Here is a 19,665-nt window from a genome sequence, read left to right on the forward strand (position 1 = left end):
AGCGCGATTTTCTGTAGGGGCGGCGTTTTCGCCGCCCGTTACTGGCAACCCTGAATCAGGCAGTACCACCCACCGTCAGCTTATCCAGTTTCAGTGTCGGCTGACCCACACCCACCGGCAGGCTCTGGCCTTCTTTGCCGCAAACACCAACGCCTTTATCCAGCGCGAGGTCGTTACCGACCATCGAAATTTGCTGCATCGCTTCAATGCCGGAACCAATCAGCGTGGCGCCTTTCACCGGTTTGGTCACTTTGCCGTTTTCAATCAGATAAGCTTCGGAAGTCGAGAAGACAAACTTACCGGAAGTGATATCTACCTGACCGCCACCGAAGTTCGGCGCATACAGACCGTACTCTACGCTTTCGATAATATCCTGCGGCGTTGATTTGCCTGCCAGCATATAGGTATTGGTCATACGCGGCATCGGCAGATGGGCATAGGACTCACGACGGCCGTTACCGGTTGGCTTAACCCCCATCAGACGGGCGTTCAGTTTGTCCTGCATATAGCCTTTGAGAATCCCGTTTTCAATCAGCACGTTGTACTGACCCGGAACGCCCTCATCATCAATCGCCAGCGAACCACGCAGGCCATCAATAGTGCCGTCATCAACCACGGTACACAGCTCTGAAGCCACCAGCTGTCCCATATGACCGCTAAATACTGACGTGCCACGGCGGTTAAAATCACCTTCCAGGCCGTGTCCAACCGCTTCATGCAGCAGCACGCCCGGCCAGCCCGCACCGAGCACCACCGGAATAGTGCCCGCCGGCGCGGCAACCGCGGAAAGATTCACTAATGCCATACGCACCGCTTCACGCGCCCAGGCTTCAGCACGCACTTCACCATTTTCGTCGGCGAGGAAGAACTCGTAACCGCTACGGCCGCCGCCGCCGCTGGAACCGCGTTCGCGCTTACCGTTATCTTCGACCTGTACGCTGACCGAGAGACGCACTAAAGGACGGACATCCGCCGCCAGCGTGCCGTCGGTGGCGGCAACCAGCACCTGCTCATAGACGCCAGTCAGACTGGCAGTTACTTCCTGCACACGTTTATCAGCAGCACGCGCTGCGCTGTCCACCCGGTGCAACAAAGCGATCTTATCTTCACGCGACAGGCTCTGTAACGGATCGAGGATTGGATACAGTAAACGGTTCTCTACCGCGCCCAGGGTTTTGCTTTTGCCGTCACCCAGTTCACGCACGATGCTGCGCGCCGCATTGGCGCTCTGCGTCAGCGCATTCAGGGTAATCTGGTCTGCGTAGGCAAAACCGGTTTTCTCGCCGCTTACCGCACGCACACCGACACCCTGGTCGATGTTGTAGGAACCATCTTTAATAATGCGATCTTCCAGCACCCAGGACTCGTGATAGCTGGTCTGGAAATAGAGATCGGCGTAATCCAGTCGACGTTCTGAAAGCTGCCCTAAAAGGGTAAATAGATCCTGATGATTAATACCGTTAGCAGTTAGTAACTGCTCACTTACCAGATTCAGACTCATCGTTTCTCACTTATTTTGTATGGTGCAAATCATTGGCGTGGGCGGCAAGAACGCCACTTTTAGCAATGATGCAAATCATCGGCACGGGCGGCGAGAACGCCGCCCCTACGTTAAGCCTGCGTTAAATCACTGGTGGCGTCAAATTCACTTTGCGCTGTTTTCGCGCGGCTTGCGCAATACTTCATTGATTTCTGGCTTATCGATCGGCCCGCTGATGTGATAGCGCAGCACCGAAATTTTATTCCATAGCGGCCCCAGCACCTTGCTGGCGGCAAACACCGCCGCTCCCACCACCGGGTTAACCACAAAGGCGGCAGCAACCCCGACGGTGGCGGAAATTTCCGGCGCCACCACCGCTTCCATATCAATCTGGCGTTTGACGAGATCCATTTTGCCCTGCATGGCGATATCAGCTTCAAGCCCATCCACCAGCAGATTGTCGGTACGCATCACCCCGTTTTCGATCCACGCGGTGCCGTTAATTGAATCAAAATAGAAGCCCTGACCAAAGGTGTCGCTAAAATCGAGGCGCAGCTTACGCAGCAGAGCATCGAAACTGATCAGCCGTAACAGCTGGCCGGCGCGCCCGGTATTAACGTCAGCAATCTCGCCTTTACCAAAATGGCTCTTCAGCACGCCGCTTAAACTCTCTTCCGATGGCTGCCACGGCGCTGAGCGCCAGTGCAGATCGTAATCGATATTAAAAGGCGCATCGCGCAGTGGCGTGTTGACGCCAAACCAGTTCGACGCATCATTAATTTTCTTGCCGCTTAACTGACCTTTCAACGAGGTGCGCTGCTCATGCGGACGATTCACCCATTCACCCGCCACGGCTAAGCGTGCGTTGCCGCTATCAATCAGGCCATTTTTCAGCGTCAGCGTATCGTTATCTGGCACCAGGCTGGCCTGCATGCGGCCAAATTTCTGGCCGCGTAACCAGCACTCATCACAGGTGACGTCCAGCGCTGGCCAGCTGCTGAAATTAATCGAGGATGCATCTTCCGGCAGCGCCGATTTGCCGCCATTGCCACTGCTGTCAAACTGCGGATTGTAATAGAGGTAATTGAGATGCGCGCGCCAGGCGGAACTGGCCGGAATCGTCAGGCTGCCTTTCACTTCACGCCCCTGCGCCTCAATCTGCGTACTGCCTCCCACCGACTGACTGATGGTGGCCTCCAGATCGCGCCACTGCTGACCTGCCAGCGTCAGCGACGGAGTACGCAGAATAATATTGCCCGGCAGATAGCTGCGCCCGGCTTGTCCTTCGCTGCCACCCGCCATTAACCCCAGCCAGGCTTCACCATCCAGCGGCGGTAGATTAAGTACCATTCCGGTGCGGTCCGGTAGTTTCGGCGTGGTTTTGCTGTCATTGACCAGGATGCCACGATCTACGCGCAGGCGGTCGCCCAGCAGCCAGCGGCTGTTAAAACGCTGCTTATCACCCAGCGAACCACTGAGATCGAAATGCTGCAGGTTGCCGCTGGCGCTCACTTTCACCGGCAAAGCACTGCCCGCGGCTTTATCCAGCGGAGAAGGTAAGTGACTGCTCACATTTTTCAGATCGCCATCCACATCGACCTGGTATTTAGCGCCACCCTGATGCGGCAGATTAATCGCGACTTTACCGTTCCACGCCGCGCTGCCTTTAAGCTGGCTGGCAACTGGCTGCGGCAGGGCTTTGATCTGCGCGGGCTGCCAGTCGCCTTTCAGGTTGACGCCGATCTGGTAATCTTTCTCGCCTTCCACGGTATTAAAATTAACCCCCAGCGGCTGCCCGAACCAGCTGGCGCTCATCTCATCGCTTTGCAGGTTGCCATTGTCATAGCTAAAGCGGCCAGTAAGCTTCGACAGGGTGCTTCCAAGCGGTTTTATTAGCAGCGTATTGTCGTGTAACGCCACCTCGCCATTGGCGCGCACCTGCTGGCCATCCAGCGGAATATCCAGATGTAAGCGTCCACTTACATCGCCGCCAATCTGCAGTTCATCAAGGGCCGCGCCCAGTGACGGCTTCAGTGGCGACTGATTAAAGTAGTTGCGTACTTCCGGTCCGGCGCCGCTGATATCACCATTAATAATCAGTTTCTCTTTCAGGTAGTCCGGGATCACCGCAGTGATATTTTTCCCCTGCACCTTACCGAGCATCGCTTGTGGCGCATTCATCCACAGGCCGTCATTCAGAAAATCGAGGTCGATGGTGAGGTTTTCCAGCGCGGGCCAGCCGGGTTCAAACTCGTAGGTGGCGTTACGCAACGGCACCCACACTTCGAACATCCCGTCATTATGTTTAAACGGGAACTTATGCGGATCGCCGGCAAAGGTCAGGGTGGCGTTATGCACTTCGCCGCCTTTTATCGCGCCAGTCAGGTAGTGAACCAGTGACTTGCCCATTAACGGCTCAGGGAAGTAGCGCCAGGCATCTGCGGCGTCAGTCAGGTTAATACCGGCGAGAATATCGAGACGCGGCGGCTGGTTAGCGGGCTGATGGTAGTTAAAATCTCCTTTAGCCCACAGCGAGCGCGCCTGAATATCGAGATTTTTACCGCTTAAGCTCAGGCCCTGCTGACCATAGCGCCAGTCAATGGCGCCGCTCGCATGCTTGATCTCCAGCGGCGCGCGGAACATATCGCCATAGGGCAAGGTGGCATCGTTCACCAGCAGATCGACACGGCCATGCGCCACGCCACCGGAAAGCGTACCGCTAAAATGCTCCATTCCCGGCAGTAATTTCCACTGCTGCCAGCTAAGGTCGCGCCACTGAGCGGCGAAGCGGCTATTTTCTGGCTGCTTAAGCGGGATATCGAGCGCCAGTGCATCCAGCTGACCACGCGGCTGAATCGCGCGCCAGTTACTGAGCAGCTGCGGCGATAAGGGAGAAAACAGCGGTATCAGCGGCTCAAGGCGCTGTAAATTCAGTTTGGTGGCGCGTACGCGCAGCTCTTCATTGTGGTCCGGCCCCGGCAGAATGCCATTCTCCGGCTGCCACAGCAGCGAGAACTCGCCGGTTGGCCAGGCTTCGCCATCGGTGGTCAGCCGGGTTTGTGGCACCTTCACCGTCCAGCCGCTGTTTACCCTGGTGACATGGGCCGTGACATTATCCACCTCCAGCCGGTGCGGACGCTGATCGCCCTGCCAGCCTGCGCCGCCTTTTTTCAGCCAGACATCGCCGGCATAGACTTCACCCTGCTTCAGACTCAGCCAGGCTGCGAGGCTGAACCGCGCGCTATCGAGCGTAGTATTATCGCGCATCCACTGGCCGAGCCACGGCTTAACATCAACATCGTCTGCCTGCATCCAGACGCGTCCCTCATTCAGCAAACCATTGTTGTCGCTCAGATCGAGACGCACCTGCACCACACCGTGCTGGCCGGTAAAGCTGGAGAGACTGACCTCACCTTCCGCACGATGGCGCGTCTTTTCATTCAGCCAGGTGAGTTTTGGGATCGCAAGTTCGGCACGCTGACCGGAGGGAGTGAGAAAACTGATGCTACTGTCACGCAGATCGAAGTGGTCAAACTGACGTAAAAACAGATCGCTAATCTTATCGGTTTTAAAACTAGTGCGGTTATTGCCGCTCTCCACCAGCGGAGAGTTAGTGGTGAAATGCATCTGCCAGAAGGTCAGATCGCGGAACTGCCAGCGGGCATGCAGCAGCGACTGCCAGATATCCAGCGCCAGCGTCACGCGATCGATTTTCAAACGGCCGCCATCTTTCAGGCCGACATTAAGATCTTTAATTTCCAGCGTCGGGCCAAAGTTTTGCCAGCTGCCCTGTAACGCACTGGCGGTGATCGGCAATTCACTGACGGCAGAGATTTTATGCAGAATAGCCGTACGATAGCTGTCCAGATGAGGCATGGCTAAGCGTAAGCCACTGACCAGTAGCGCAACGATCACTATCACTGTTGCACCTGTTAATAACAGGATCCTGGGCAACTGCCTCACTAATCTCTCCTTGTACTCAATCTTTCGTCTGCCGGGCGGCGACCCTACATCATTACCACGTCAAACTGCTCCTGGGTATAGAGCGGTTCAACCTGGACTTTAACCTGCTTGCTGACGAAAATCTCGACTTCCGCCAGCGCATGCGACTCTTCACTTTTCAGCGCCTCGCCCACCGCCGGTGATACGTACACCAGGAAGCGATCGGAGTCGTAGGCGTGATGCACGCGAACAATCTCACGCATAATTTCGTAGCAGACGGTTTCGACGGTTTTTAAGGTGCCGCGCCCTTTACATACCGGACAGTCATGACAGAGCACATGTTCGATACTTTCACGGGTGCGTTTACGCGTCATCTCTACCAGTCCCAGCTGGGAGAAGCCGTTAATGCCGGTTTTCACCCGATCTTTACTCAGTGCGGTTTCCAGTGAATGCAGTACGCGCCGGCGATGCTCTTCATTACTCATATCGATAAAGTCGATAATAATAATGCCGCCGAGATTACGCAGCCGCAGCTGGCGGGCAATCGCCTGGGTAGCTTCGATATTGGTGTTAAAGATGGTTTCATCGAGATTGCGGTGACCGACAAAGGCGCCGGTATTGATATCGACGGTGGTCATCGCCTCGGTCTGATCGATAATCAGGTAACCGCCGGATTTCAGCTCCACCTTACGATCCAGCGAACGCTGAATTTCGTTTTCGACATCAAACAGATCGAAGATCGGCTGCTTGCCGGTATACAGCTCCAGCTTCGCGGTCATCTCTGGAATATATTCGCTGGTGAACTCCACCAGATGTTCATAAGTCAGACGCGAGTCGACGCGCACCCGATCAAGCGCCGCGCCAGCGAAGTCGCGCAGCACACGTTGCGACAGCGCCACTTCGCCATACAGGCGGCAGCGCGTCTGGTTGCGCTTCTTGCGTTCAATCACTTTAGTCCACAGACGCTTGAGGAAAGCGGCATCAGACGCCAGCTCATCTTCACCGACACCTTCGGCAGCGGTGCGAATAATATAGCCGCCCAGCTCGTCACAATAGGCGGAAACCACCGCTTTCAGACGATCGCGCTCGGCTTCGCTGTCGATACGCTGCGACACGCCGACATGCGACGCGCCCGGCATAAACACCAGATAGCGCGACGGCAGGGTGATATCGGTGGTTAAGCGTGCGCCCTTGGTGCCGAGAGGATCTTTCACCACCTGCACCATCAGATCCTGACCCTGGCGCACCAGCTCGGAGATATCACGTACGCTGAAGTTTTTCTGCTCTTCACCGGCGACGCATTCGGTATGCGGCATAATATCGGAGGCGTGCAGGAAGGCGGCTTTATCGAGGCCAATATCAACAAACGCCGCCTGCATGCCCGGTAATACCCGGCTGACGCGCCCTTTGTAGATATTGCCGACAATACCGCGGCGCGCTTCGCGCTCGATATGAATTTCTTGCAGAATGCCACCATCGATATACGCCACACGCGTTTCCGATGGGGTAACGTTAACCAGCAGTTCAGCCGTCATGTTGTCCTCTCAGTTCACGCAGTGACTGGAAGTGGCTGAACAGCTCTGCTGTCTCAACCAGCGGAAGTCCGACAACTGCGTGATAACTGCCATTAATTTTTCTGACAAAATTGCCACCAGAGCCCTGAATGCCATAGGCGCCGGCTTTATCCATCGGTTCGCCACTGGCTACATAGCTGGCAATATCATCGGCTGATAAGCTGCGGAACGTAACATCGGTGGTCACCAGACAATCAAGTAACTGTTCGCGGTCGGCTAGCGCGACAGCGGTCATTACCTGATGAGTCTCCCCGGAAAGTTTAGTCAGCATTTCACTGGCATGCTGTTGATTTTTTGGCTTTTCCAGCACTTCACCATTCAGTACGACAATGGTATCGGCACCCAGCACCGGCAGGTCTTCAGCCGCGACAGCGACCCCAGCCCGGGCTTTTTCGCGCGCCAGACGCAGCACGTAGTGTTCGGCATCTTCATCAGCACCGCGCTGCTCTTCGACCTCAGTCGACAGGCGTTCGAAGTGCAGACCAAGCTGGGTCAGCAGTTCACGCCGACGTGGTGAACCGGAAGCAAGATACAGGGATAGCATAGTTTTCCTTATTGAACAGCGAATTGACGGCGGATCTTTCTCATCAATAAGAATAGCCAGGGCCATAAAATACCGTCGACTACACTGCTCCAGAAAATTTCCGGTCGGAATGAAACATTAATAACCAGAAATTCAGCCCAGAAAACAATCACATCCATTGCCAGCGACAGCACCATAACCATTAATGCCTGCTGCCACAATGCTAAGTTACGGAACAGCTGGAATTTAAATGCAACCAGATAGGCCACGATGCTCAGCGCCAGCGCGCGTACACCCAGCGTCGATCCGGCGATAAGGTCCATAACGCCCCCCATCAAAAACCCGCTGCCGACATTTACACGATGCGGTAACGCCAGAACCCAGTAGATCAGAATCAACAGCAACCATGACGGCCGGAACATATAAAATTCATCCGGCCACGGCATAATCTGTAGCACCAGCGCCACCAGAAAAGACAACCAGATTACCCAGCGACCATTGCTGCGATAGCTACTCAAGGCTGGCCTCCACGACCGGAAGGCGGCGTAGCCTCTGCCGGGGCCGCTTGCACCGGTGGTGCTGGCGGTCCCATCGCATCGGCTGCTGGCAGCACCTGCGGCATCATCTGCATCAGACGCTCATTGGCTACCCGATGCACTTCATCCGGTGCCATTGGCATATCGCCATGGCTGTCAGCCCCCCACAACAGCAGCAGATAACGCAGACGTTGCAGGCCAGCGGTTGGCCGCGCCTGAATCACAGTGTAAGCACGCTGGGTATCCACTTTAACGGAGGAGACCACGCCCACCGGATAACCTTCCGGGAAGCGACCGCCTAAGCCGGAGGTCACCAGCACATCGCCCACGCGAATATCAGTATTGCCTGGCAGATGCTCCAGTTGCAGATCTTCGGTACAGCCATTGCCGGCGGCAATTACCCGAATATCATTACGCAGCACCTGAATCGGTAACGCATGCGAAGCATCACAAATCAGTAATACCCGGCTGGTCACTTTACCGACCGCAATCACCTGACCGACCACGCCCTTATCACTGATTACCGGCTGGCCTTCGTAAACGCCATTTACGCTGCCTTTATCGATAACCATCTGATCGGTATAGGGATCGGTGCCAACAGAGATTACCTGGGTGACCATTTTATGCTCATCCTGACGCAACGGCGAGCCAAGCAGTTCACGCAGACGTGCGTTCTCCTGCTTAAACTGACCCAGCATTAACAACTCACTGTTTTTCAGGAAGAGTTCGCGCTGAAGCGCTTTGTTTTCCAGCTCTAACTGCTGACGTGAGGCCAACGTTGCAGAAACGTTGTCCAGAATTTGACGTGGCCCGTTGGCCAGAAAATAGAACGGACTGACTGCGGTGTCCATATAGGTGCGAATTTGGGTAAATGCCCCAATTCGACTGTCGGCAACGATAACCCCAATTGCCACGATAACCGCCAAAAAGAGGCGCAGCTGCAGGGAGGGACCCCTGCTGAAAATCGGCTTCATAAACGCAGCGTATTCCTCGACATCAAGAAAAGGGAGTGACGGACTGACCACCACTCCCCTGGCAGATTATTCTTCGCTGAACAAATCGCCGCCGTGCATGTCGATCATCTCCAACGCTTTACCACCGCCGCGTGCGACACAGGTCAGCGGATCTTCTGCGACGACCACCGGAATGCCGGTCTCTTCCATCAGCAGACGATCGAGGTTACGCAGCAATGCGCCACCTCCGGTGAGCACCATACCGCGCTCGGAAATGTCGGACGCCAGTTCCGGCGGACACTGTTCCAGGGCAACCATCACCGCACTGACGATACCGGTTAACGGCTCCTGCAGCGCTTCAAGGATTTCGTTGGAGTTCAGCGTGAAACCACGCGGCACACCTTCAGCAAGGTTACGTCCGCGCACTTCAATTTCCATCACTTCATCACCCGGATAGGCCGAGCCAATGCTGTGTTTGATGCGTTCAGCGGTCGCTTCACCAATCAGTGAACCGTAGTTACGGCGCACATAATTAATGATCGCTTCGTCGAAGCGGTCACCACCGATACGCACAGAAGAGGAGTACACCACGCCGTTCAGCGAGATCACCGCCACTTCGGTAGTACCACCACCAATATCCACTACCATCGAACCGGTCGCTTCTGAAACCGGCAGACCGGCGCCAATCGCGGCAGCCATCGGCTCTTCAATCAGGAAAACTTCACGCGCGCCTGCACCCTGGGCAGATTCGCGGATGGCGCGGCGTTCAACTTGCGTTGCTCCAACCGGCACACACACCAGCACTCTTGGGCTGGGGCGCATAAAACTGTTGCTGTGAACTTGCTTGATAAAATGCTGCAGCATTTTCTCAGTCACGAAGAAATCGGCGATTACGCCATCTTTCATTGGACGGATAGCGGCGATATTGCCCGGCGTACGGCCCAGCATCTGTTTTGCATCATGACCGACAGCCGCTACGCTCTTTGGGGAGCCGGCACGATCCTGACGAATAGCAACGACAGAAGGCTCATTAAGAACGATGCCCTGCCCTTTGACATAAATAAGGGTATTGGCGGTACCCAGGTCGATGGACAAGTCGTTGGAAAACATGCCGCGAAATTTTTTAAACATACTAAAGAATAATCCTGCAAGCTGGGGGCGGAAAATAAAATCCGCTTACTTTACCAACCACACGAAGCAGCCACAAGGCGCAAAAACATTCTACTTCGGTGAAAAGTCACGCAATCTCTCACTTATGACATAACCGCACAAGCGACACTGCGACTGCGTGCCTGAAATCAGGCGCTGCGCTGTATATATGGCTGGGAAGCGGACATAACATACATAAAATTTAACATTTTTTTTCAGGTTTCATCGGTTCACCGACGAAGCCGTCTCGAACCACAACCGCGCGGCTATTCTACGTGAAATCGCGGTTAACGGCAGACTAAACTCGATATCTTTGCGAATATTTTTTCACGTTGCTGTTTACCGGCTGTGAGGCAGCAAAAAAGTCACCCTGGCCGCCTGCCACACCCAGTCCCGACAAGGTCTGCCATTCGGCTCGTGTCCTGACGCCGGCGGCAAAAACGCGCGTCGGTGTTGCCTTACAAACCTCGATCAAACTCTGCACAAACAGCTGATTTTCTGTGCGGCGCTCAATATCCCGTACCAGCGCCGGATGCAGCTTAATAATTTCCACTTTAAACTGCTTCAGATACGCAGTACTGACCACCGTCAATCCTGCCTGATTTACCGCGATACGGCAGCCAAAACCCTGCAGCAAACGAAACACAGGCTGCAGCCGAATGATGTGTTGACACACATCTGCTTCTGCAAGTTCAAATAAAAACCGTTTTCTTTGCATTTTAGTGCATTGCAGCAAGGTATCGCGCAGCCAGCGCTGGAACGGACGCTGTAACAGCGCGTCGACGGTCACCGGCAGCGCCAGGGTTTCATCCGGCCAGACATCTGACAATGTGACAATCCGGGTGACCAGCTGACGATCGTAACTTTCCGCCATGCCCATCTGTTGTACCAGCGGCATATATTCGGCCGCCAGCAGCTCTTTCTCGCCATCGAAAATGCGCGTCAGCATCTCACGATGATGCACCAGTCCTTCGCGCGTCACCGCCGGTTTCTGGTATAAGCGCGGACCGCCCAGCGTCAGGGTGTGTTCCAGCAGGGTGCGCCATCTGACACTGCCGCGCCCCACCTCATTCGTATTGCCTTCGCCTACGGACCAGTTATTACCGCCGAGCAACGCCGCATGGCGGGTCGCCAGCTCCACATTTTCCATCACTTGCTGGGTAGTCTGCCCGTTGCTCCAGGCGCTGATACCGATATGGATCATATCTTCGCGATCTAAGGCGCGCGTTGGCGGCAGTGAATCCACGGCGGTGATCAGCTGACTGGCGATACTGCCGGCATCTTTCAGCGTACGGTGCGGCAGCAGCACGGCGAAATCGCTGCGGAAATAGCGCGCCAGCAACGCGCCCGGATAGCGCATCACAAAAGTCGACAGCATATTCACCAGGTCAAACAGATAATCCCCGACCACCAGATTGCCGCTGCGGTCGCGCAGGCTGTCGAAGTCCGGCACACGAATCATCATCACCACACCATGGGCGCCGACATCCTCCGCATCTTCCAGCAAGGTGGCCAGCTGATTATCAAAGAACAGCCGGTTATTCAGTCCGGTTTTCGCATCCTGCGCGGCAAAGGCGCGGATCAGAGTATCGACGCGAATACGCTGTTCACCTGCCTCCTGCACATCGTTCAGCAGCAGGTCGATGGCGCTGCTGGCTTTGGCGGGCCACTCATGAATCGAGCCGCGTTCCACGCTGGCGCGCTCCCCGAGAATCACTCTCTGCGCGCGGCTTTCCAGACTCTCCAGCCCTTTTAAGTGGCGATAGAGCCAGCGGTGCGACAGCAGTAAAATCAGCATCATAATCAGCGCCACGCTGGCGACCGCAATCATCGTCGACGCGCCGATAAACGAGCGGAACCAGGTGTTGGCCGGATCCAGCCAGACAATTCGCACGCTTAATGCAGGATGTTTTAACAGCGGGATTTCCGCCTGGCGAAAGCGGTTGGGCTCATCCTCAATTAGCGCGTTCTGGTGGCGCTGCAATGACAACTGCGTGCGCAGACTATTATGAATATCAATGCGTTCGATATTCAGCAACGGCATCATTCGGCGCAACCAGGGTTCAAGGCTGGCGACCGGCTCGTTGATCAACGCCTGATCAATCTCAGTTACCATGGTCTGTACGCGATGTTCCACGCGCTGATTGCTGAGATAGAAGAAGCTAAGCGCGCAGCCGGTTAACATCAGCAACATCGCCAGCGCGCTAAGCAATGCGATAAACGCAGATAGTTTGGTGGTTAATCGCATCCCTGTGCCTTTTAACTGCGGTTATTAGATAAGCCATTTATTATGGCCTGACACGGGCGGCGATAACGCCGCCCCTACAAAAAATCGCGATCTTTGCCCAACTGATGTGCATTTGTTTGCGCACAGTCAGGATGCGCCTGATTGTGGCGAGTATAGTCGCAGAGGCACCATTTTTAGCAGGTTAATGCACTCTTTCAGGAGATTCTTATGCAAGCGTTACTATTAGAACAATCCGAGGGGAAAACTCTCGCCACAGTTAAAACCGTTGCCAGCGAGCTGTTACCCGCTGGCGAGGTCACGGTGGATGTCGAGTGGTCCGGCATTAACTATAAAGATGCGCTGGCGATCACCGGCAAGGGCAAGATCATTCGCAACTTCCCGATGGTGCCGGGGATTGATTTCGCTGGTCATGTACGTCACAGCGAAGATCCGCGTTTCCACGCTGGCCAGGCGGTGCTGCTGACCGGCTGGGGTGTTGGCGAAAATCACTGGGGCGGTCTGGCGGAGCAGGCGCGGGTAAAAGGCGACTGGCTGGTGCCAATGCCGCAGGGGCTGGACGGGCGTAAAGCGATGATTATTGGTACCGCAGGCTTTACCGCCATGCTGTGCGTAATGGCGCTGGAAGACGGCGGCGTAACACCGGAAAGCGGAGAGATTGTGGTCACCGGCGCCAGCGGTGGCGTTGGCAGTACCGCCGTTGCCCTGCTGAGTGCGCTGGGCTATCGCGTGGCGGCGGTCAGTGGTCGTGAGAGCACCCATGAGTATCTGCGCGGACTTGGCGCCAGCGAGATCCTGCCGCGCAGTGAATTTAGCGGCGAGAGTCGTCCACTGGAGAAACAGCGCTGGGCTGGCGCCATTGATACCGCGGGTGATCGCGTGCTGGCCAGCGTGCTGGCGCAAATGCACTATAACAGCACCGTTGCCGCTTGCGGTCTGGCGGGCGGCTTTGCTCTGCCAACCACGGTGATGCCGTTTATACTGCGGAATGTGCGTCTGCAGGGAGTCGATTCCGTGCAAACACCGGCGGATCGGCGCATTGAGGCGTGGAAGCGTCTGCTGAAAATCCTGCCAGAGTCGTTTTACCAGCAAGCCACGACCGAAGTGCCGCTGGCGCAGGCCGCCGAGACCGCCGCACGTCTGCTGAATAACGATATTACCGGCCGTACGCTGGTCAAAGTTCGCTGACCATTGCTGGATGCGAAGGAACGCGTCCAGGAAATTTCACATTTTCCGCCAATAACTCGCCAGTTTCCGCGCCATACATCATGCTGAAGATAATCCTTAATTTTCAGAGGGCCTTCAGATGAAGCCTGTCAACAAACTTACCGAAGCCGATGTAACGCCGGAAACGGTGTTTAACCAGCATCGGCGCGATATTATTAAAACTCTCGGGCTGACCGCCGCCGCGCTGACACTGCCACAGGCCGCGCATGCCGATGTGCTGTCGTGGTTTAAAGGAAATGACCGCCCACCAGCGCCGGCGGGTAAAGCGCTCGACTTCAGCAAGCCCGCCGCCTGGCAGGCGGATCTGCCGTTAACTCCTGAAGATAAAGTGACGGGCTATAACAACTACTATGAATTTGGTCTCGATAAAGCCGATCCGGCAGCTAATGCCGGGACGCTGAAAACCACCGACTGGAAGATCCGTATTGATGGTGAAGTGGCGAAACCGCTGACGCTGGATATGGATGATATTTTTAAGCGTTTTCCCCTCGAACAGCGTATTTACCGGATGCGCTGCGTGGAAGCCTGGTCGATGGTGGTGCCGTGGGTCGGATTTGAACTCGGCAAGCTGTTGCAGGCCGCCGAACCTACCAGCAATGCCCGCTTCGTCGCTTTCCAGACCGTTTACGCCCCGGATCAGATGCCCGGCCAGCAGGATCGCTTTATTGGCGGCGGCCTGAAATATCCCTACGTTGAAGGTTTGCGCCTTGATGAAGCGATGAATCCGCTGACTATGCTGACCACTGGCGTATATGGTAAAGCCCTGCCGCCGCAGAATGGCGCGCCCATCCGCCTGACCGTGCCATGGAAATATGGCTTTAAAGGCATTAAGTCGATTGTGCATATCCAGTTAACCCGCGAGCGCCCGCCAACCACCTGGAATCTGGCTGGCCCCGATGAGTATGGCTTCTATGCCAATGTGAACCCGCATGTGGATCATCCACGCTGGTCACAAGCTACCGAGCGCTTTATCGGGTCCGGCGGTATCCTTGATGTAAAACGCCAGCCAACCCTGCTGTTTAATGGTTATGCTGAACAGGTGGCTTCGCTGTATCGCGGACTGGATTTGCGGGAGAATTATTAAGTGCGCCTGACGTTAAAACAGATTACCGCGTTGAAAGCGCTGCTGCATCTGGCGGCCTTTTTGCCGCTGTTATGGCTGATGCTCTCTGTCGATCAAGGCTGGTTTAGCGCCGATCCGGCGAAAGATATCCAGCATTTTACCGGCAGAATGGCGCTGAAGCTGTTATTGGCCAGCTTACTGGTGACGCCGCTGGCGCGCTATGGCAAACAGCCGCTGCTGATCCGTACCCGCCGCCTGCTCGGCCTGTGGTGCTTTGCCTGGGCCAGCCTGCATTTAATCAGCTACTCGGTGCTGGAACTGGGCATCAACAACCTGAGCCTGCTCGGTCAGGAGCTGGTCACCCGCCCTTACCTGACGTTAGGCGTCATCAGCTGGCTGATTCTGCTGGCGCTGGCGCTAACCTCATTCCAGCGCGCACAGCGTAAACTGGGCGCCCGCTGGCAAACTTTGCACAATTGCATCTATCTGGTGGCGATCCTCGCGCCGATTCACTACCTTTGGTCAGTGAAGATTTTATCGCCCCAACCGATCATTTATGCGCTAATTGCGCTGATCTTACTGGGATGGCGCTATAAAAAATTCCGCAAATGGCTGCCCAAATAGTCCCTGATAGTGTGTGCCAGCCCGCATATCCTGCAGGCAACTGCGCGTCATTTCCGGCGCGCGGTTGATAATCTTCGCTGATAAGACCAGTATTTAGCTGCTAATTGCAACGAAATCGATATAATGCCCGCCTTTGCTGAGGCCGGAAGCCCAATTTTCATCTGGAAAGGTGACAAATGGATTTCCACAAGGTATTTTACGCGTTGCCTCAATTATCGCAGGAGATAGCAGCAAGATGGCAGTCAACTTTCATATTCTGCTTTTGAACGGTCCCAACCTGAATATGCTGGGCACGCGTGAGCCTGAAAAATACGGTAAGACCACTTTAGCCGAGATCGTCAGTGATTTGACGACGCAGGCTGACGCACTGAATGTGAAACTCAGTCATCTCCAGTCTAACGCTGAACATGTGTTAATTGAGCGCATCCATCAGGCAAAAGACAATGTCGATTATATCGTGATTAACCCGGCGGCATTCACTCATACCAGCGTAGCGATTCGTGACGCTCTGCTGGCGGTGAGCATTCCGTTTATCGAAGTGCATCTCTCTAATGTGCATGCACGCGAGCCTTTTCGTCACCATTCATATCTGTCTGATATTTCTGCGGGAGTTATCTGTGGACTTGGCGTCGACGGTTATTCCTGGGCTTTACAAACGGCAGTAAAACGCCTGTCACATTCTAATTAAACAGAGTACGGAACCACACTCATGGATATTCGTAAGATTAAAAAACTGATCGAACTGGTTGAAGAATCAGGCATCTCCGAACTGGAAATCTCTGAAGGTGAAGAGTCAGTTCGCATCAGCCGCGCACCTGCCAATACGGGCTACCCAATGATGCAGCAGGCGTACGCTATGCCTGTGCAGCAGCAGCAGCCAGCGCTGGCTAACGCCATCGCACCCGTAGCAGCACCGGTTGTGGAAGCGCCAGCTGAGATCAGTGGCCATATCGTACGTTCCCCAATGGTCGGTACTTTCTACCGCACGCCAAGCCCGGACGCTAAAGCGTTTGTGGAAGTGGGCCAGAAAGTGAATGCAGGCGATACCCTGTGCATCGTTGAAGCGATGAAAATGATGAACCAGATCGAAGCCGATAAATCCGGCGTTGTGAAAGCGATTCTGGTCGAAAGCGGTCAGCCAGTTGAGTTTGACGAGCCGCTGGTAGTCATCGAATAACGAGGCGAACCATGCTGGATAAAATTGTAATTGCTAACCGTGGTGAAATCGCGCTGCGTATTCTGCGTGCCTGTAAAGAACTGGGCATCAAGACTGTCGCGGTGCACTCCACTGCGGATCGCGACCTGAAACACGTACTGCTGGCTGACGAAACCGTTTGTATCGGTCCGGCGCAGTCGGTTAAAAGCTACCTGAATATTCCTGCGCTGATCTCTGCCGCTGAAATTACCGGCGCTGTAGCGATTCACCCAGGCTACGGCTTCCTGTCTGAGAATGCTGACTTTGCTGAGCAGGTTGAGCGTTCTGGCTTTATCTTTATCGGCCCGAAAGCTGACACTATTCGCCTGATGGGCGACAAAGTCTCCGCGATCAATGCGATGAAGAAAGCCGGCGTACCTTGCGTACCAGGATCTGATGGCCCGCTGGGCGAGGACATGGATAAGAACCGTGCCTTCGGCAAGCGTATCGGCTACCCGGTGATCATCAAAGCCTCTGGCGGCGGCGGTGGTCGTGGTATGCGTGTGGTGCGTCAGGAAAAAGATCTGGAACAATCCATCAATATGACCCGTGCGGAAGCCAAAGCGGCTTTCAACAACGATATGGTCTATATGGAGAAGTATCTGGAGAATCCTCGCCACATTGAGATCCAGGTGCTGGCCGACGGCCAGGGCAGCGCGATCTATCTCGGTGAGCGTGACTGCTCCATGCAGCGTCGTCATCAGAAAGTGGTTGAAGAAGCACCAGCACCAGGCATCACCAGCGAAATGCGTCGTTTTATCGGCGATCGTTGTGCGAAAGCCTGTATCGAAATCGGCTATCGCGGCGCGGGTACTTTTGAGTTCCTGTATGAAAACGGCGAGTTCTATTTCATCGAAATGAACACCCGTATTCAGGTTGAGCATCCGGTTACCGAAATGATTACCGGTGTTGACCTGATTAAAGAGCAGCTGCGTATCGCTGCTGGCCAGCCGCTGTCAATCAAGCAAGATGAAGTGCTGATCAAAGGCCATGCGGTGGAATGCCGTATCAACGCCGAAGATCCAAACTCCTTCCTGCCGAGTCCGGGTAAAATTACCCGTTTCCACGCGCCAGGCGGTTTTGGTGTGCGCTGGGAATCTCATATCTACGCCGGTTATACCGTACCGCCGTATTATGACTCAATGATTGGCAAGCTGATCACTTACGGTGAAAACCGTGATGTGGCGATTGCCCGCATGAAGAATGCGCTGGCTGAGCTGATTATCGACGGCATTAAAACCAACGTCGAACTGCAGATGCGCATTATGTCCGACGAAAACTTCCAGCAGGGTGGCACCAATATCCACTATCTGGAGAAGAAACTCGGCTTGCAGGATTAATTTTCCTGAAGTTGCGAGTATCAATGTAAAGGCCGGTCTGACCGGCCTTTTTCTTTCTTATTTTTTGCTGCGTGATTGGGTGAGGATGAGTGATGGACGCACGTTTTCTGCAGGCGCATAAAGAGGCCCGCTGGTCGTTTGCGCTGGCCATTTTATATCTGGCTGCCTGGGGATTAAGCGCCTGGCTGGTGGGCAGTGAGATCGGGTTTACCGGCCTGCCGCGCTGGTTTGAGGTTTCCTGTCTGTACGTTCCCCTACTGTTTCTGGTGCTTTGCTGGCTGATGATTCGCACGGTATTCCGCGATATGTCGCTCGAGGATAATCATGGAAATTGAAGTCCTTCTGCCACTGATTGGCTATTTACTGCTGGTCGGCGCGCTATCGGTATATGCGATGCGCAAACGCCGCCAGGGCAGCTTTCTTAATGAATATTTTCTCGGCGGTCGCTCTATGGGCGGCTTTGTATTAGCCATGACGCTGACCACCACCTATATCAGCGCCAGCTCTTTTATCGGTGGCCCCGGTGCTGCCTATAAATATGGCCTCGGCTGGGTGCTGCTGGCAATGGTGCAGGTGCCGGCGGTCTGGCTGTCGCTCGGGGTGATCGGCAAGAAGTTCGCCATTCTGGCGCGCCGTTATAATGCGGTGACGCTGAACGATATGCTGTATGCGCGCTATCGCAGCCAGCTGCTGGTATGGCTGGCCAGCCTGAGCCTGCTGGTGGCGTTTATCGGCGCGATGACGGTGCAGTTTATTGGCGGCGCCCGTTTGCTGGAAACCGCGGCAGGTATCCCCTACGATGTGGGCCTGTTGATCTTTGGCGTCACTATTGCCATCTATACCGCGTTTGGCGGCTTCCGCGCCAGCGTGCTGAACGATGCGATGCAGGGGATGGTGATGCTGGCGGGCACTTTCCTGCTGCTGTTTGCGGTGATCCATGCCGCTGGCGGCATGCATGCTGCGGTGGATAAGCTACAGCAAATCGATCCGCGTCTGCTGGAACCGCAGGGGGTGGATAATATTATCAATCCGGCGTTCCTCAGTTCCTTTGCCATCCTGGTCTGCTTTGGCGTGGTAGGTCTGCCCCATACCGCCGTGCGCTGCATCTCTTACAAAGACAGCAAAGCGGTGCATCGCGGCATTATTATCGGCACCATTGTGGTGATGATCCTGATGTTTGGTATGCATCTGGCTGGCGCGCTGGGTCGTGCGGTACTGCCGGATCTTAAAATTCCCGATCAGGTGATCCCCACCCTGATGATCACCGTGCTGCCGCCGTTTGCCGCCGGGATCTTCCTCGCCGCGCCAATGGCTTCGATCATGTCGACGATCAATGCCAAACTGCTCCAGTCTTCGGCGACGATCGTGAAAGATCTCTATCTGCGCGCACGACCGCAGCAGATGGACAATGAACCGTTACTGAAACGCATGTCGGGGATCATCACCCTGCTGCTGGTTGTGCTGCTACTGCTGGCGGCGCGTCATCCGCCCGACATGATTATCTGGCTTAACCTGCTGGCCTTTGGTGGCCTTGAAGCGGTGTTCCTGTGGCCGCTGGTGCTGGGACTATACTGGGAAAAAGCCAACGCAACTGGCGCCCTGAGCGGCATGATTATCGGCGCCGTGGTTTATACGCTGTTAGCCAGTTTTAATCTGCAGCTGCTGGGCTTTCATCCGATTGTCCCGGCCCTGCTGCTCAGCCTGATCGCCTTTGTGATCGGCAATCTTTTTGGTCGTACCACCGAAATGCTGTATGAAGGGAGCCGATAACGGCTCCCCTACGTCCAACTCTTGTAGGGGCGGCGTTATCGCCG

Annotated in this window: 16 protein-coding genes; 8 read left to right on the plus strand and 8 right to left on the minus strand. The window is 55.1% G+C overall.

Annotation, left to right across the window (positions count from 1 at the left end; translation table 11 throughout):
• Positions 1–55: 55 nt before the first annotated feature.
• From tldD to csrD, 8 genes are all read right to left on the minus strand, one after another.
• On the minus strand, positions 56–1,501 hold the full coding sequence (gene tldD, locus N5923_RS04660) for a metalloprotease TldD (RefSeq protein ID WP_267140759.1): 1,446 nt from the start codon (positions 1,499–1,501) through the stop codon (positions 56–58).
• A 144-nt stretch (positions 1,502–1,645) separates the two neighbouring features.
• Entirely contained in the window at positions 1,646–5,443 is a 3,798-nt protein-coding gene (gene yhdP / locus N5923_RS04665) for an AsmA2 domain-containing protein YhdP (protein WP_267140758.1), read from the minus strand.
• Positions 5,444–5,487: 44 nt separating this feature from the next.
• The gene (gene rng / locus N5923_RS04670) at positions 5,488–6,957 is read right to left on the minus strand and encodes a ribonuclease G (RefSeq protein WP_267140757.1); all 1,470 of its coding nucleotides are present in this window, start codon (positions 6,955–6,957) and stop codon (positions 5,488–5,490) included.
• Complete coding sequence (locus N5923_RS04675) at positions 6,947–7,540, minus strand: Maf family protein (protein ID WP_267140756.1); 594 nt, start codon at positions 7,538–7,540, stop codon at positions 6,947–6,949. Before N5923_RS04675 ends, rng begins: the two co-directional genes overlap by 11 nt.
• A gap of 8 nt (positions 7,541–7,548) precedes the next feature.
• Positions 7,549–8,037, minus strand: a complete 489-nt coding sequence (gene mreD / locus N5923_RS04680) for a rod shape-determining protein MreD (protein WP_267140755.1) — start codon at positions 8,035–8,037, stop codon at positions 7,549–7,551.
• The gene (gene mreC, locus N5923_RS04685) at positions 8,034–9,029 is read right to left on the minus strand and encodes a rod shape-determining protein MreC (protein ID WP_267140754.1); all 996 of its coding nucleotides are present in this window, start codon (positions 9,027–9,029) and stop codon (positions 8,034–8,036) included. Before mreC ends, mreD begins: the two co-directional genes overlap by 4 nt.
• A 66-nt stretch (positions 9,030–9,095) precedes the next feature.
• Positions 9,096–10,139 (minus strand): rod shape-determining protein MreB, encoded by a 1,044-nt coding sequence (gene mreB, locus N5923_RS04690; protein ID WP_017801501.1) that lies wholly within the window; start codon positions 10,137–10,139, stop codon positions 9,096–9,098.
• Positions 10,140–10,455: 316 nt separating this feature from the next.
• On the minus strand, positions 10,456–12,405 hold the full coding sequence (gene csrD / locus N5923_RS04695) for an RNase E specificity factor CsrD (RefSeq protein ID WP_267140753.1): 1,950 nt from the start codon (positions 12,403–12,405) through the stop codon (positions 10,456–10,458).
• A 207-nt stretch (positions 12,406–12,612) separates the two neighbouring features.
• Between csrD and acuI the strand changes: the two genes are divergently transcribed.
• The 8 genes from acuI to panF all read left to right on the plus strand — a co-directional run bounded on the left by acuI (position 12,613) and on the right by panF (position 19,621).
• On the plus strand, positions 12,613–13,590 hold the full coding sequence (gene acuI / locus N5923_RS04700) for an acrylyl-CoA reductase (NADPH) (RefSeq protein ID WP_267140752.1): 978 nt from the start codon (positions 12,613–12,615) through the stop codon (positions 13,588–13,590).
• A gap of 118 nt (positions 13,591–13,708) precedes the next feature.
• Complete coding sequence (msrP, locus tag N5923_RS04705; RefSeq protein ID WP_267140751.1) at positions 13,709–14,713, plus strand: protein-methionine-sulfoxide reductase catalytic subunit MsrP; 1,005 nt, start codon at positions 13,709–13,711, stop codon at positions 14,711–14,713.
• Positions 14,714–15,316: a protein-methionine-sulfoxide reductase heme-binding subunit MsrQ gene (msrQ, locus tag N5923_RS04710; protein ID WP_267140750.1), complete on the plus strand. Its 603-nt coding sequence runs from the start codon at positions 14,714–14,716 to the stop codon at positions 15,314–15,316.
• Between the two features lie 235 nt (positions 15,317–15,551).
• Entirely contained in the window at positions 15,552–16,004 is a 453-nt protein-coding gene (gene aroQ / locus N5923_RS04715; RefSeq protein WP_017801506.1) for a type II 3-dehydroquinate dehydratase, read from the plus strand.
• A gap of 21 nt (positions 16,005–16,025) precedes the next feature.
• A complete protein-coding gene (accB, locus tag N5923_RS04720; protein ID WP_267140748.1) occupies positions 16,026–16,493 on the plus strand; it encodes an acetyl-CoA carboxylase biotin carboxyl carrier protein in 468 nt (155 codons plus the stop codon).
• A gap of 11 nt (positions 16,494–16,504) precedes the next feature.
• The gene (gene accC / locus N5923_RS04725; RefSeq protein ID WP_267140747.1) at positions 16,505–17,851 is read left to right on the plus strand and encodes an acetyl-CoA carboxylase biotin carboxylase subunit; all 1,347 of its coding nucleotides are present in this window, start codon (positions 16,505–16,507) and stop codon (positions 17,849–17,851) included.
• A 92-nt stretch (positions 17,852–17,943) separates the two neighbouring features.
• Positions 17,944–18,186, plus strand: coding sequence for a YhdT family protein (locus N5923_RS04730; RefSeq protein ID WP_267140746.1), 243 nt, complete (start codon positions 17,944–17,946; stop codon positions 18,184–18,186).
• A complete protein-coding gene (gene panF / locus N5923_RS04735; RefSeq protein WP_267140745.1) occupies positions 18,176–19,621 on the plus strand; it encodes a sodium/pantothenate symporter in 1,446 nt (481 codons plus the stop codon). The genes N5923_RS04730 and panF overlap by 11 nt, the downstream gene beginning before the upstream one ends.
• Positions 19,622–19,665: the final 44 nt, after the last annotated feature.

It is taken from the genome of Winslowiella arboricola, from assembly GCF_025527015.1.
Classification (GTDB): Bacteria; Pseudomonadota; Gammaproteobacteria; order Enterobacterales; family Enterobacteriaceae; genus Erwinia; species Erwinia arboricola.

Coding starts and splice junctions, on each gene's coding strand:
- tldD (WP_267140759.1), bottom strand. CDS start 1,501: ATGAGTCTGAATCTGGTAAGTGAGCAGTTACTAACTGCTAACGGTATT.
- rng (WP_267140757.1), bottom strand. CDS start 6,957: ATGACGGCTGAACTGCTGGTTAACGTTACCCCATCGGAAACGCGTGTG.
- N5923_RS04675 (WP_267140756.1), bottom strand. CDS start 7,540: ATGCTATCCCTGTATCTTGCTTCCGGTTCACCACGTCGGCGTGAACTG.
- mreC (WP_267140754.1), bottom strand. CDS start 9,029: ATGAAGCCGATTTTCAGCAGGGGTCCCTCCCTGCAGCTGCGCCTCTTT.
- mreB (WP_017801501.1), bottom strand. CDS start 10,139: ATGTTTAAAAAATTTCGCGGCATGTTTTCCAACGACTTGTCCATCGAC.
- csrD (WP_267140753.1), bottom strand. CDS start 12,405: ATGCGATTAACCACCAAACTATCTGCGTTTATCGCATTGCTTAGCGCG.
- acuI (WP_267140752.1), top strand. CDS start 12,613: ATGCAAGCGTTACTATTAGAACAATCCGAGGGGAAAACTCTCGCCACA.
- msrP (WP_267140751.1), top strand. CDS start 13,709: ATGAAGCCTGTCAACAAACTTACCGAAGCCGATGTAACGCCGGAAACG.
- aroQ (WP_017801506.1), top strand. CDS start 15,552: ATGGCAGTCAACTTTCATATTCTGCTTTTGAACGGTCCCAACCTGAAT.
- accB (WP_267140748.1), top strand. CDS start 16,026: ATGGATATTCGTAAGATTAAAAAACTGATCGAACTGGTTGAAGAATCA.
- accC (WP_267140747.1), top strand. CDS start 16,505: ATGCTGGATAAAATTGTAATTGCTAACCGTGGTGAAATCGCGCTGCGT.
- N5923_RS04730 (WP_267140746.1), top strand. CDS start 17,944: ATGGACGCACGTTTTCTGCAGGCGCATAAAGAGGCCCGCTGGTCGTTT.
- panF (WP_267140745.1), top strand. CDS start 18,176: ATGGAAATTGAAGTCCTTCTGCCACTGATTGGCTATTTACTGCTGGTC.